15 protein-coding genes are annotated in these 13,650 nt (G+C 59.2%); 3 read left to right on the top strand and 12 right to left on the bottom strand.

Annotated elements, in window-relative coordinates:
• Window positions 1-46 precede the first annotated feature (46 nt).
• From HX855_RS01830 to HX855_RS01805, 6 genes are all read right to left on the bottom strand, one after another.
• Window positions 47-556 carry a hypothetical protein gene (locus HX855_RS01830; RefSeq protein WP_177086431.1) on the bottom strand — a complete coding sequence of 170 codons (510 nt, stop codon included), beginning with the start codon at window positions 554-556 and terminating at the stop codon, window positions 47-49.
• Window positions 557-691: 135 nt separating this feature from the next.
• Window positions 692-2,101, bottom strand: a complete 1,410-nt coding sequence (locus HX855_RS01825) for an MFS transporter (protein WP_177086429.1) — start codon at window positions 2,099-2,101, stop codon at window positions 692-694.
• 11 nt (window positions 2,102-2,112) lie between these two features.
• Entirely contained in the window at window positions 2,113-2,850 is a 738-nt protein-coding gene (locus HX855_RS01820) for an NAD(P)-dependent oxidoreductase (RefSeq protein ID WP_177086427.1), read from the bottom strand.
• A 16-nt stretch (window positions 2,851-2,866) separates the two neighbouring features.
• Window positions 2,867-3,499 (bottom strand): glutathione S-transferase family protein, encoded by a 633-nt coding sequence (locus HX855_RS01815; RefSeq protein ID WP_177086425.1) that lies wholly within the window; start codon window positions 3,497-3,499, stop codon window positions 2,867-2,869.
• Window positions 3,500-3,676: 177 nt separating this feature from the next.
• Window positions 3,677-3,913, bottom strand: coding sequence for a DUF6124 family protein (locus tag HX855_RS01810; RefSeq protein ID WP_177086423.1), 237 nt, complete (start codon window positions 3,911-3,913; stop codon window positions 3,677-3,679).
• 341 nt (window positions 3,914-4,254) lie between these two features.
• The gene (locus tag HX855_RS01805) at window positions 4,255-5,286 is read right to left on the bottom strand and encodes a LacI family DNA-binding transcriptional regulator (protein WP_177086474.1); all 1,032 of its coding nucleotides are present in this window, start codon (window positions 5,284-5,286) and stop codon (window positions 4,255-4,257) included.
• A gap of 212 nt (window positions 5,287-5,498) precedes the next feature.
• Here HX855_RS01805 and HX855_RS01800 point away from each other — a divergent pair, with 212 nt between their 5' ends.
• Together HX855_RS01800 and HX855_RS01795 are read left to right on the top strand one after the other, a co-directional pair.
• The gene (locus HX855_RS01800) at window positions 5,499-6,032 is read left to right on the top strand and encodes a gluconokinase (RefSeq protein ID WP_177086421.1); all 534 of its coding nucleotides are present in this window, start codon (window positions 5,499-5,501) and stop codon (window positions 6,030-6,032) included.
• 84 nt (window positions 6,033-6,116) lie between these two features.
• Complete coding sequence (locus HX855_RS01795) at window positions 6,117-7,472, top strand: GntP family permease (protein WP_177086419.1); 1,356 nt, start codon at window positions 6,117-6,119, stop codon at window positions 7,470-7,472.
• Window positions 7,473-7,593: 121 nt separating this feature from the next.
• Here HX855_RS01795 and alaC read toward each other — a convergent pair whose 3' ends face one another.
• Entirely contained in the window at window positions 7,594-8,811 is a 1,218-nt protein-coding gene (gene alaC / locus HX855_RS01790; RefSeq protein ID WP_177086417.1) for an alanine transaminase, read from the bottom strand.
• Between the two features lie 196 nt (window positions 8,812-9,007).
• Between alaC and HX855_RS01785 the strand changes: the two genes are divergently transcribed.
• A complete protein-coding gene (locus tag HX855_RS01785) occupies window positions 9,008-9,487 on the top strand; it encodes a GyrI-like domain-containing protein (RefSeq protein ID WP_177086415.1) in 480 nt (159 codons plus the stop codon).
• A 44-nt stretch (window positions 9,488-9,531) separates the two neighbouring features.
• Here the strand turns inward: HX855_RS01785 and HX855_RS01780 are convergent, their stop codons facing one another.
• The 5 genes from HX855_RS01780 to HX855_RS01760 all read right to left on the bottom strand — a co-directional run bounded on the left by HX855_RS01780 (window position 9,532) and on the right by HX855_RS01760 (window position 13,554).
• Window positions 9,532-10,722, bottom strand: a complete 1,191-nt coding sequence (locus HX855_RS01780) for a hypothetical protein (RefSeq protein WP_177086413.1) — start codon at window positions 10,720-10,722, stop codon at window positions 9,532-9,534.
• Between the two features lie 178 nt (window positions 10,723-10,900).
• A complete protein-coding gene (locus tag HX855_RS01775) occupies window positions 10,901-11,506 on the bottom strand; it encodes a pyridoxamine 5'-phosphate oxidase family protein (RefSeq protein WP_177086411.1) in 606 nt (201 codons plus the stop codon).
• 33 nt (window positions 11,507-11,539) lie between these two features.
• Window positions 11,540-12,748 (bottom strand): type II toxin-antitoxin system HipA family toxin, encoded by a 1,209-nt coding sequence (locus tag HX855_RS01770; protein WP_177086409.1) that lies wholly within the window; start codon window positions 12,746-12,748, stop codon window positions 11,540-11,542.
• On the bottom strand, window positions 12,741-12,995 hold the full coding sequence (locus HX855_RS01765) for a helix-turn-helix domain-containing protein (protein ID WP_169386081.1): 255 nt from the start codon (window positions 12,993-12,995) through the stop codon (window positions 12,741-12,743). Before HX855_RS01765 ends, HX855_RS01770 begins: the two co-directional genes overlap by 8 nt.
• A gap of 58 nt (window positions 12,996-13,053) precedes the next feature.
• Window positions 13,054-13,554, bottom strand: coding sequence for an N-acetyltransferase (locus HX855_RS01760; RefSeq protein ID WP_177086407.1), 501 nt, complete (start codon window positions 13,552-13,554; stop codon window positions 13,054-13,056).
• Window positions 13,555-13,650: the final 96 nt, after the last annotated feature.

The following is a 13,650-nucleotide window of genomic DNA, read 5'->3' as shown; positions in this document are numbered from 1 at the left end:
CTCGCCACAGCAAGCTCCCTGACCACAAGGGTTGTATTGTCAGGGCTTAGATCGCCGCCAGGGTCTCTTTCACCGTCTGCGCCTGCGGGTCAGCCGTCTTCGCCGCTACTTGCTGCGTCTGCTGCTCTTTCAGGCGTTCTGCCACTTCTTTGGAAATAGCATCCTGCTGGTCCTGAGGCATGCTCTTCACATCATCTTCGGTCAAACCCTGTTCCTTGAGCAGTTGCTCGCGGATGCGCTCGGCCGGGCTTTTCTTAATGTAGTCGGTGAATTCACTGCGGGCCGACGAGGTGGAGTCGGCCTTGGGTACGTCGGTGGTCGACGTGGCAGCGGTGGTGGCTTGCAGTTGAACGCGGGTCTTGGCAAAGGCCGCGTTGATGTTGTCCGCCGTGGCGTCGGCCGAAGCCTGCGTGGCCGATACGGTGGTGGTGCCCTGTTGCACGTTTTGCGCGGCACCGCTGTACAGCGCACTGGCCGCGGCGTTGGCCGGGTCCATGTCTGTGCGTTTGGTGCGTTGAATCGTCGACTGAGCCTGGGGGTTGTTGTTGATCAGCATGATCAGGACACCTGTGGATGTGAGCGGTCCCACAGGTGGAGCAATTAGCGTGCCCAGTGGTATGGCCCCGTGTTTACGGGGCTTTTTGCCGCCACCGTCGGCAAGCATTGGCGTGCCGACGGCCATTGTTTGCCGCTAGTGGGCAATGTTCTCCAGCGCCAGGTTGCGGGTGCGCGGGCCGAACCAACTGATGGTGATCATCACAATCAACATGCTGCTGGCGATAAACGCCAACACGCCGGGCGTGCCGAGGTGTTCGAGAATCACGCCAATCAGCAAACTGCTGAACACCGTCGACAACCGGCTGAACGAATAGCAAAAGCCCACCGCCCGGGCGCGGATGTTGGTGGGGAACAGTTCACTCTGGTAGGAGTGATAACTGAAACTCAGCCAGGCGTTGCAGAAGGTGATCATCACCCCGCAGATCACCAGCCCCACGGCGGTGGTTTGCAAGGCGAACAAACTGCCGAAGATCACCGCGCCCAAGGCTGAGCCGACAATCTGCCATTTGTTTTCAAAACGGTTGGCCACCTTCACAAACAGCAGCGGCCCCAGTGGGTAGGCGAGGGTGATGATAAAGGCGTAGCCCAAGCTGTGGGTGACGCTCACGCCCTGGCCCGACAGCAGCGCCGGCAACCAATTGCCAAAGCCGAAAAAGCCGATGGCCTGGAACACATGAAACACAATCAGCATCAACGCCCGGCGCCGGTACGGCGGTTGCCAGATATCGGCAAACCGCCCTTGGCCTTGCACGCTCACAGCTTCAGGCTCGGGTTCATCCAGTGGTTTGCCGTGGTCTTTTTGGCAACGTGCCTCAAGGCTGTCCATGATCTGCCCGGCCTCGTCGAAGCGGCCTTTTTGCGCGAGCCAGCGCGGTGACTCCGGCAGGCGCTTGCGCAGTTGCCAGATAAACAGCGCAAACACTGCACTGCTCAGCACCACCCAGCGCCAGCCGGACACCCCGAACGGCGCCTGGGGCACCAGCCACCATGACATCAAGGCCACCGCCGGCACCGACAGAAACTGGATGAAAAACGCAAAGGCAAACGCCGAACTGCGCATGCGCTTGGGCACCAGTTCCGAGAGGTAGGCGTCGATGGTCACCAGTTCGATGCCCAGGCCGATGCCCACCAGGAAACGCATGCAGATAATCCCCAGGGCCGAAGTCTGGATGCCCATCAGCACGGTGGCGACGGTGTACCAGATCAACGCAAAGGTGAAGATCGCCCGGCGTCCGTAGCGGTCGGCAATCGGGCTGAGCAGGCTGGCGCCGAGGAACAGGCCGAGGAAGGTCGCCGAGGCAAAGGCGGCCTGGTCGGAGAAGCCGAATACGCCCTGGCTGCCGGTGTGGAAAATCCCGTCGCTGATCAAGCCCGGGCTGATGTAGGCGGTCTGGAACAGGTCATACAGCTCGAAAAAGCCGCCAATCGACAGCAACGCCACCAGGCGCCAGACGGTGGCGACGGCGGGTAGCCGATCAATGCGCGCGCTGATATGGGCGGCGCGGATCGGGTCGATGCCGTCTGCGATAGAGGGTGAAGACATGGGCAGAAGACTCAGTAAGTGATCGGGATCTCGAATTCCTGAAACGCATCATCCACCGGTTGGTACCCCAGCACACGGGTTGTTTCGCTGAGGTCCAGGCGTTTGAAGCGGTTGTTGGAAATGCCGTGGGCGATCAGGTGCTTTACACCTTCGGTTTCCACCGAGCGTTGCAGTAATTGCACGGCATCCCGCGGGCTGAGCCAGGCGCTGAGGTCGCGGGCGTTGTTCAGGTCGTGGGTTTCGGGGAATTCAAACGCACCGATGCGCAGGGCGATGGTGGAGAGCGGGGTTTTGGCCGCGTAAAAACCGCAGAGGGCTTCGCCGTAGCATTTGCTCACGCCGTACAGGTTGGCGGGCAATACGGGCATGCCGGGGGTGATCTGGCGGTCGACCGGGTAGCCTTCGATGGTCTGGGCACTGCTGGCGAACACCAGGCGTTTTACCCCGGCGGCCACGGCGGCTTCGAACAGGTACGTGGTGGCCAGGATGTTGTTGGGCAGCAACTCGTCGAAGGTGGCGCTGGCGTGAGGGATGCCCGACAGGTGCACGATCACGTCAATCCCGTCGAGCAGCGCGGCGAGGGCGGTTTTATCGCTCAGGTCGGCGTGCACGAAACGGTGTTCGCCGAGGGCGAAATCCGGCTCGATGCGGTCGGTCAGGGTGAAGCGGTAGCGGTCTTTCGAGGCTTCGAAAAACGTCTTGCCGATGCGGCCGCAGGCGCCGGTGAGTAGTACGTTGAGTCCTTTCATGGTGTCGTCCTTGTTGTTAGTTGTGGCCGTCGAGGGCGAAGGTTTTGAAGCCGGGGCGTTGGCTGAGGGTTTCGTAGTAGGTGCTGACCGCCGGGTAGGACGGACGCTCCATGGGCGTAATCCGCCAGCGGTGTACCGACAGGCCGATGAGGATGTCGGCCAGTGTGAAGTCTTTACCGGCGACGTAGGCACCGGTTTTTACCAGTTGCTCTTCGAGCAGGCCCATCTTGTCGTTCCAGGCCTTTACCGCGACGGCGATGGCTTGCGCGTCCAGGTGGTCGGGGTTGTTGCGCACCAGGGCGGTAAACGCAGCACCCCACGAACGGTTGAGTTCGATGGCTTGCCAGTCTATCCATTGTTCGACTCTGGCCCGGGCTGCCGGCTCGGCGGGCAGCAGATCGTGGCGCTGGTGCAGGCCCACGAGGTAGCGACAGATGGTGTTGGATTCCCACAGCACGCCGTTGTCGTCGATGATCACCGGGATTTGGGCGTTGGGGTTCAGGGCCAGGAATTCGGGGGACTGGGTGGAGGCGAAGCCGATGCCCCAGTCTTCGCGGTCGTAGGAGATGCCCAGTTCCTGGCAGGTCCACAGGACTTTTCGCACGTTGATGGAAGAAGTGCGACCGAGGATTTTCAGCGAATGGCCCATGGTGCTTTCCTTGCGAGGGTGAGAAGGCAGGTGGGCAATTTAGCAGGGGCATGGGCCAACGACGACTAAAAATGTGGGAGCTGGCTTGCCTGCGATGCAGGCACCTCGGTGTATCAGGCATACCGAGGTGATGCTATCGCAGGCAAGCCAGCTCCCACATTGACCGCGTCTGGGCCCTTAGCAGCGCGGTGATTCCAGGTCCATCAACTTGCCCATCAGCAATACGCCCAACTCACTCAACTGGTGAATCGCCAATGCGGTGTCGCGGTCTTTGCCGGTGAGTTCATCAGACAGGTCGAGCAATAACGTGCTGACCGAAGAAAACGTCTCGTAGCTGTTGGCGATCAGGCTTTCGCTGCTGGCGTCGGTGCTGACGGTGAATAAGGAAGGAGGATTGGGAGTAACTTTGAACATAAGCGTGACCTCTATCTGGGCCATCACCTGATCGCTACTAAACGAAAGGGTGGCGGCTGCACGCAGGTTAGTAGACCGGCAAAGTCACACAAAAATCCGGCGCGCCACAAGGGCGCCCTGCGCACAGCCACCATCAAGCACAGACACGTAAGTCTGATAGATGAAGCTCATGCTCATTCTGTATGACTGCTCAGGCTACTAAACCCGATCACCGAGAAATTCAGCGACCGGGCAACCTTAGAGAGCCCTACCCAGGCGCACAAGCCGGCGGATTCTGACGTACCTGTAGGCAACGGAGCAAGGCGCTGCCATCAACATCAGTCGCTTCCTACAGCTACCGCCTAGGTACTCTCGCGCACCTTCAACTCAAACCCCATGTCCACCACCGGCCGGGCGATCTTGTTACCGGCCATCACCGTCAGCAAATGCTCTGCCGCGCGCCGGCCAATGGCTTCGCGGGGCGTACTGATGCTGCTCAAACGCGGCACCATGAACGAGGAGGAGGGCAGGTCGTTGAAGCCCAGCACCGAGATCTGCTGCGGTATTTTGATGCCATGGCGCAGTGCTTCCAGCAACGCGCCCTGAGCCAGGTCATCGTTACCAAAGAAGATCGCGTCCACATCCGGATGGCTGGCCAGCAGTTGCAGGAACAGCTCGCCGCCCAGGCCCACTGACGATGGCCGTGGGGTCAGCAATTCCAGCGCCGGGTCGTACAACCCCGCCTGCTGCAGCGCCCGGCGAAAGCCTTCGCCGCGCAACAATGTGCGCTGGTCCAATTGGGCGCCGATGTAGGCCAACCGCTTGCGGCCCCGTGAGATCAAATGCGCGGCCGCCGTTTCCCCGGCGTTCAGCTGCGAAAATCCTACGCAGTTGAGTCCGGCGCCCGGGTCCAGGTCCATCATGTACACACACGGCACGTTGCTCGATTCCACCATGCGCCGGGCACTTTCCGTACGGTCAAACCCGGTCAGCAGCAACCCCCGTGGCTGGTAGGCCATGTAGTTGCGCAGCAGGTCTTCTTCTTCGTCGCGGGAATAGTGGGTGTTGCCGATCAGCACTTCGAAGCCCTTGGGCCTCAGTACCTGGTGGATGGCTTCCAGGGTTTCGATAAACAACAGGTTGGACAGCGACGGCACCAGCACCACCACCGACTGGCTCTGGGCGGACGCCAGGGCGCGGGCGGCGGGGTTGACCACGTAGCTCAGTTCGGCCGCCGCTTTCTGTACTTTTTCCACCAGTTCAGTGGCCACGGTGCTGATGCCGCGCAAGGCCCGGGAGGCGGTAATCGGGCTTACGCCGGCCAGGCGGGCTACTTCATTCAGGGTAGGGCGGCCCGTGGTGCGGGTATTTTTATCGTTCTTGGGAGTCATCAGGCGGCTTGCCAAACAAAAATCGAGGCACTAAGGTAGCGCTGTCTCCAAGACCCTGCAAATTCTTGAACGTCGGGATGCCTGTTCCCGTTCAAACCTTTGGAGCAGATGCACGCGTCACTCCATAAAAATGACAAGACGGCGCGGGAAAAGCCTGTTTTTGCACTAGCCTTACAGCGTGCAAAGGTAGCGCTATCTGCGTCTTGAGGTGTTTCATGAGTCAACCTGTTACTGCCCTCGTGATCATGGGTGTTTCCGGCTGTGGCAAGTCCAGCGTCAGCGAGGCCTTGTGCCAGCTGAACGGCGCCACCGCCATCGAAGGCGACAGCTTTCACCCCGCCGCGAACATCGAGAAGATGAGTGCCGGCCATCCCCTTAACGACGACGACCGCGCCGGCTGGCTCGACATCCTGTGTGATGAACTGCGCCGCTCGCTCAAAGCCGGCGAGCATCCGGTGCTCACCTGTTCGGCCCTGAAAAAGAAATACCGCGACCACCTGCGCGAAGCCGCGCCGGGCCTGGGCTTTGTGTTTCTGGAGCTGACTCGCGAAGTCGCCGCCGACCGTGTGTCCCATCGCCCCGGCCATTTCATGCCGGCCAGCCTCATAGACAGCCAGTTCGCCACCCTTGAATCGCCGGTGGGCGAGCCGTTGACCCTGGCCTTGAACGCCAGCGTCGACAGCGTTGAAGACTTGGCCGAGCAAACCAATGCCTGGTGGCTCGAACACGGTTTTGAACCAAACAAATAATTGTTTGCCGGACAAGATAGCGCTGTCCGCCTGCACTGAATTTTTTACCGGCTTTAATAACAACAACAAACAGGAGAGACCCCCATGTTTGGCTTGTCCCACGATACCTATCTGCTACTCGATGCAGTGGTCACCATCATCGGCCTGATCGTGTTGATCACCCGGTTCAAAGTCCACCCGTTCATTGCGCTGATCATCGCCGCAGGCTTCCTCGGCCTGACCTCGGGCATGCCCGTGGACAAGATCATCAAGGCCTTCCAGGACGGCTTCGGCGGGGTGCTCGGCTTTGTCGGGATTATCCTCGCGCTGGGTACGATGCTCGGCAAGATGATGGCCGATTCCGGCGGTGCCGATCAGATCGCCCAAACCCTGGTGCGGGCCTTCGGCAAGGAGAGGGTGCAGTGGGCAATGATGTTCGCCGCATTCCTGGTGGGCATTCCGCTGTTCTTCGAGATCGGTTTTGTATTGCTGATCCCGCTGGTGTTTATCGTTGCGCGCCGCACCGGCGTGTCGCTGATCAAGATCGGCATCCCGCTGCTGGCCGGCCTCTCGGCGGTGCATGGCCTGGTGCCGCCGCACCCGGGCCCGTTGCTGGCGATCGGCGTGTTTGGTGCCGACATCGGCAAGACCATTCTCTACGGCCTGATCGTCGCGCTGCCTACAGCGATCATCGCCGGCCCGCTCTACGGTTCGTTTATCGCCAAGTACATCCCGGGCAATCCGTCCCAGGAGCTGGTGGACCAACTGGCCAGTGAGCAACCGGAATCCAAGACCCTGCCGAGCTTCAGCATCACCCTGATCACCGTGCTGCTGCCGGTGTTCCTGATGCTGCTGAAAACCTTCGCTGACGTCGCCCTGCCGGACGGCCACGTGATCCGCAACTGGATGGACATGATCGGTCACCCGATCACCGCGTTGCTGCTGGCCTTGCTGCTGTCGCTGTACACCTTTGGCCATCGCCAGGGCATCGGTTCCAAGCAAATCCTCAAGCTGCTCGACGCCAGCCTGGCGCCGACCGCAGCGATCATCCTGATCATCGGTGCCGGTGGTGGTTTCAAGCAGATGCTGGTGACCAGCGGCGTGGGTGATGTGATCGGCCATATGGCGGTGACCGCGCAGATCAACCCGATCCTGCTGGCCTGGCTGGTGGCGGCGGTGATTCGTGTGGCCACCGGTTCTGCCACCGTGGCGACCATTACCGGCGCCGGCATTGTGGTGCCGGTGGTGGGGATGATTCCGGGGGTGAACCGCGAGTTGCTCGTATTGGCGACGGGGGCGGGCTCGCTGGTGTTGTCTCACGTCAACGATGCGGGGTTCTGGCTGGTGAAGCAGTACTTCAATATGACCGTGGCCGAGACGTTCAAGACCTGGACCGCGATGGAGACCATCCTGTCGGTGGTGGCGTTGGGCTTTATCATGCTGCTGTCGCTGGTGGTCTGACAGGCACACCGCAAAACAAAATGTGGGAGCTGGCTTGCCTGCGATGGCGATGGTGAATTCAACACCGCTATCGCAGGCAAGCCAGCTCCCACATTGATTGGGTTCCGGCAGTTAGATCGGGTCAGGCGTCAGCTTTCTTGACCAGCCCATCTGCCCGGAACATCGCCCGGATGCCCCGCACCGCCTGGCGAATCCGGTCCTGGTTTTCGATCAGCGCAAAGCGCACGTGATCGTCGCCATACTCACCAAAGCCAATCCCCGGCGATACACACACCTTGGCTTCCAGCAGCAGCTTCTTGGCAAACTCCAGGGAACCCATCGCGGCATACGCTTCGGGGATTTTCGCCCATACATACATCGACGCCTTCGGATTCTCGACCATCCAGCCCAGCTCATGCAGGCCTTTGACCAGCACGTTACGGCGCTGGCGGTATTGGTCGGCAATGTCTTTCACGCACTGCTGATCGCCTTCCAGTGCCGCAATCGCCGCCACTTGCAGCGGGGTGAAGGTGCCATAGTCGTGGTAGCTCTTGATCCGCGCCAGGGCGTTGACCAGTTCCGCGTTACCCACCATGAAACCAATGCGCCAGCCGGCCATGTTGTAGCTCTTGGACAGGGTGAAAAACTCCACCGCAATGTCCTTGGCCCCCGGCACCTGCATGATCGAAGGGGCTTTCCAGCCGTCGTAGACGATGTCGGCGTAGGCCAGGTCATGCACCACCAGCACGTCGTACTGCTTGGCCAGGGCGATCACCCGTTCAAAGAAGTCCAACTCCACGCACTGTGCGGTGGGGTTGGACGGGAAGCCGAGGATCATCATCTTCGGCTTGGGGATCGAGCCACGAATCGCGCGTTCCAGTTCCGCGAAGAAATCCACTCCCGGAATCAGCGGCACCGAACGCACCTGGGCGCCGGCAATCACGGCACCGTAGATGTGAATCGGGTAGCTGGGGTTGGGCACCAACACCGTGTCGCCCTGGTCCAGGGTGGCCAGCATCAAGTGCGCCAGGCCTTCTTTGGAACCGATGGTCACGATGGCTTCGGTTTCCGGGTCGATGTCCACTGCGTAGCGGTCTTTGTACCAGTGGGAAATCGCCCGGCGCAGCCGCGGAATACCTTTGGACGTGGAGTAACCGTGGGTGTCTTCACGCTGGGCGACGGTCACCAGTTTTTCCACGATGTGCGGTGGCGTGGGGCCGTCAGGGTTGCCCATGCTCAAGTCGATGATGTCTTCGCCGCGCCGACGCGCAGCCATCTTCAGCTCGGCAGTGATATTGAACACGTAAGGGGGGAGTCGATCTATGCGCGCAAAGCGGCGCGGCGAACCTTGGTCGGCCATTGTTGCCTCGAAATACGTAAGCGCCCGGAACCGTCCGAGCGACGTCGGCCACTGCGGTGGCCTGCGGGGCAGACAATACGGTCGATGATGGCCAATTGTCCAGATGCTGCGGGAAAAATTTCTGCTTGGAGTACGGCGGGGATATGCCCCTATACTCGACGCGGGTTTGTTCCCTCATAAGAAGGAGACTGTTCAGATGGATCAACAGACAAAACTGCCGTTACAGCCGCACATGGAAGAGGGCAAGGCCCTGGTGATTGCGGGGGTGCAAGGGCGTTATTCGAAAGCCACGATTGGGGATATTCCCAAGTTGTGGGAGTTGTTCGACAGCTGCTTCAAAGAGATCAAGAAGCGCGTGGGCGGCGTGACCTACGGCGTGTGCGCCAACGCCAAGCACGATGAATTCGACTACCTGGCCGGTGTTGAAGTCCCGACCAAGGGCGATGTGCCGAGCAACTTCCAGTCGATTGAAATTCCCGCCCGTCGTTATGCGGTGTTCCCGCACTTTGGTCCGGTGCAGGCGCTGGCGCAGACCTATGAACGCATCATGTTCGAGTGGCTGCCGGGTTCCGGCTACAAGGTGATCGGGGCCGATTTTGAGCGTTATAGCGCCGACTTCGATGTGGGCAAGGGCACGGGGTCCGTGGAAATCTGGATTCCGATAGAAAAGCTCTGATGACTTGAGGTTCCGGGTGGGAGAATTCCCCACCCGGGTGCCCGTCACTCAGGATCGTTAAGCAGGCGTGCCATGAAGGTGTAGTAGGTTGCGTTGGGGCCGGATACCAGAAATTTTTCCCCTGGTTGCTGCAGCTCGACGGTGTCGACATAAGACCGCAATGGACTGTCCTGCCTCGTATAGACCAGCGCAACACCGGCATTACCAAACGCGGGGTCCTTGTGAGCGGCCCGGGTGTATCTCACCAGTTTTGTGGTTAAACCTGTTGCTTGTTCCCGGGCCAATACCACGATTTTTCCGTCGTGCTGGACCACGTGGCTCACATATGAGCCATCTTCAACAGTGGTGTGCACGGGAGCGCCCTCGTTGAACGTGGGGTCGGGTTGCCCGCTGGCGGTGAAACTGGCGACGAAGTTATGGGTTTGTCGCAGCTTTGCGTTGGACCCGGCCACAGTGATCCGATGTTGATCGTCCACCACAATACTGAAGACGCTGAGCGGGTTGCCGGTATCTGCGGAGCCCAGCTCAACATGGCCGCCACTGCCAAAGCCGGTCACCAGCGAACCCTTGTTGTCGTAGCGACTGATAATGGCTTTGTCTCTGGTGTTGCCTGCGACCAACAGATCATCGTCGCCTGAAAATGCCAGGGCGCGCAGTTGTGTGTCGGGAACGTATACCCGTCCGTTTCCGCCACCAAAAAGCGGGTCGGTACCTCCGTCTTTATCGATCTTGATAATGATGCTGTCGTGTTCGTGAATTTCGAACGCCACATAGATGGCGCCGTCGTTGTCGCGAACCTTCAAGCCTCGTTTTCCCAGCAGATCGTCCTCGACAGCGACATCAAGCCGTACGGTCCCATTGTTGCCAGGGTTGAACTGCGGGTCGGGATCGCCTTCTTTGGTGAAGCGCGTGAGGTGGGCATCATAGTGGGCCCCATTGAGCAGGCCCCATAACACCAGGTACTTATCGTCTTCCTGAACTGTCAGGGCCGCGAACAAGTTAAAACCGTTTATGGACGTTTCGGCCAGGGCTTTATCGTAATACCCGTCGGCATGGTGTTTGACCGCCTCAACGACATATTCGGTCTGGGATTTTCGCTTGTTGCCTACGGTGAGCAGTGTCTGGTCTTTGAGCAACCGGGTGAACCCGGCCAGCAATTCCAGACGAACGGTGCCGTTGCGGTCTGTGCCAAAGCTTGTATCAAAACTGCCGGCATCGTCTTGTGAGTTGGCCATGATAGGGCTCCTTGTGTGGGGAAATCCTCCATACCTGCTTGTTCGACATCACGAAGCGACAACGTGGGAACAGCAGTACACCTCACAAATCATCGGGTGGATAGCTGTTAGAAATAACAGGTAGTGCGTGCCGGCCCATGGATTTGGCCAGGGGGCCGAAGGCGTTTGCAACCGCCTCTCAATACAACGTCGCCTTGACCCGCTCCGGCATTTCCCGGTCATAGGCTTCGGCGTCAAATGCCCCGTCGTTCAGCCGCTTGTGAAACGCCCCGGCGCTCGGCAGTGCCGAGCGCTCCAGATGCTTTTCCGGGTTCCAGCAATCGGAGCGCACGAAGGCTTTGGAACAATGGAAATACGACGCTTCCACCTGTACCAGGATCACCGAGCGGGCGGCTTTGCCATTCACCGCAAAGCTCTCCAGCAACTCAGGCTCGATGGAAATCTGCGCGCGGCCATTGACCCGCAAGGTCTCGCCAATGCCCGGGATGATGAACAGCAACGCAATACGCGGGTCCACCACCAGATTGCGCAGGGTGTCGAGGCGGTTATTCCCTGGCCGATCCGGAATCGCCAACGTGCGCTCGTCGATGATTCGTACAAAACCTGGCACGTCGCCACGGGGCGAACCGTCGATACCGTCCGGGCCGGACGAACTCACCACCACCAAGGGCGAGGCGCGGACCATGGCCTGGTAATCCTCGTTGAGAAACGGAATTTCCTTGCGCACGGCCCGCTCGTGGGGGAGGCCGTAGAGGGATTCAAGTTGTTCCAGCGTGGTCAGCATTGGGCCTCCTTATCGATCGGTCAGGTGATGTGTTCAGCCGCCGAAGCTGCGCTGATAGCCTTGCGCTGATTGCCGTATGGCTTGTGCAACATTAGGGGCTTGTCGGCAGTAATCGTCTTCGCGCTTAAGAACAACTTCAAGAGTTTGGAGCAGTGCACGGATACGGTCCTCGGGGTTTTCCACCTGACAGGTTCCAGCAAACTCAAGGATACCCAAGCGCGAGGCAAAAAAAGATTTGTTGCCGGCCAGGTCGAGAGCCAGAGCGTCCTCGGGAATGTAGGCGGTGGTATTGGCAATGTCGTAAGCCGGTGCAAGCCTGGCATCGCTCTTGATCGGGTCGCTATACAGCAGGCCGAAATTTTTCAGATGGGCATCGCCATTGCCCACTATGCAACTCAAGGCCACGCTGTCGAACAGTTGGTCGAGAGAACTGCGTTCATGCTCAATCGAACAGTAAACGCGTACCGCTTTGGCGATCATGTTGTAGCTCTTGCCGTATTTCTGTTCTGCAGACAGGCCCATCAGCGCGGTCATGTCTTCGAAGCCCAAGGGGTTGGCCTGCTCATCCCGATCAAAGCGCCGCATGATGAAAAGCTTATGATTCTGCGACAGGTAAAACGGCGGCACGGGTATGCCTGCATCTCTGGCAATGGACATGCACAGGTATTCGTTGATGGCCAATCCCGGAAATTCGTCGCGCCCACTTTTGATGATCAGATCATTGGTTTTTGAAGTGAATTTCTGCTCTGGGGTTTGTGGCTTTTCCGGCACCAGCACCTTGGGCTGAACACCGGAAATTCCTGCTCGCAGGATGTAGCGATCTACCAGGTCAGCAAAAAGATCTTCCGCCCCGTCCCAGGCGAGAATTTCGTCCAGGTTTTCTCCCGTCGACGGAGCGCCGTTGCGCTGAATCAGCTCATTGACTTGGTCCGAGGAAACGAAGACGCGACCGATAGGCGCACTGCTACCAGACAATGCCAGCAGCAACATCGGGTCTACCTTCACTGTCTTGGCAAGGCGATTGCGAAGCTGCTCCAGCACAAACCCTTCTGGCAGGTTCATCTGGAATATCGGATGTAGCTCTCGTCGGCGGTATTCATCTGCGCGAACGGGCATTACCAGGCTGAGTGCGCTGGGTGGTAGTGCGTTATCGCCGTAGCGGAAAAGATAGTCGCCTGCACTGGTGAATACGCTGCCGCTGGCGCCTTGAGGGGTATGAACATGAAGCTTCGGGCTATTCATTGAACAAGTCCTCCACTTCTTCCAGCGTTGGCATGGTGGCAGGTACCAATTTTATTTCACTGCCCAAGGCGGCAATCACTCGAGCGTAGGCATTCATGGAGACCGTTGGGCTGCCTTGCTCGATTTCAATCATTTTTTGCCGAGTTACGCCCGCCAAACGCGCCAATTCTGCTTGTTTATAGCCTCGGTTGAGCCGCATGGTGCGCACTTGGCTGCCGATTCTCTGGGTGATGACAGAAGAGTCCATGTCGCGTAACCATTACATTTATATTGATAAGTCATGTATACGTTACATTTCGGCATTGTCAAGGTGCCTCGGCATCAAACACCCACGCCAACCGGCGCTCATACCCAATCCTTCCCTTATACGCCTCCCCGCTGTCCACCCAGCCCTGCTGCAAATACAGCCCCATCGCCGCCACATTGTCCGTGTCCACCGACAGTTCCAGGGCCTTGATCTGTGGCCAGACCAGACGTGCGGCGGCGGGCAGGGCGTGCAGGCAGGCCTTGCCAAACCCCAGGCCCTGTTGATGGCGGTCGACTTGCAATGCATGCAGGGTGGCGCTGTGTTCATCGGCCCAATGGGGCAGGCACGGCGGGCGTTTGAGCAGCAGGAACGCCACGGGGATCTCGTCTGCCAGTAGCGCAAAGCCCGCCACGCCGGGGCTCGGATTGACCAGCAGGGTGTTCAGCGCACAGTAGATATCGCCGGAAAACGCCAGTTGTTCGGGATGCACTTCCAGGGCGTTGAGTTGCTGTTGTTGCAGGGCAGTCAACGTCTCATAGGGAACGAGGCGGGTTTCCATCGGCGTAGCATCCGAAATCCTACAAAGAAGCGCGGATTCTAGCGGGTTTGCGGTATTCGCAATTATTTTTCGCGGGACTGTCGATTAGCTGATATC

The sequence above is a fragment of the Pseudomonas sp. IPO3778 genome, assembly GCF_013386825.1.
Taxonomy (GTDB): Bacteria; Pseudomonadota; Gammaproteobacteria; order Pseudomonadales; family Pseudomonadaceae; genus Aquipseudomonas.
Note: the sequence above shows the minus strand (reverse complement) of the source record. Positions and strands in the feature narration are given on the sequence as shown.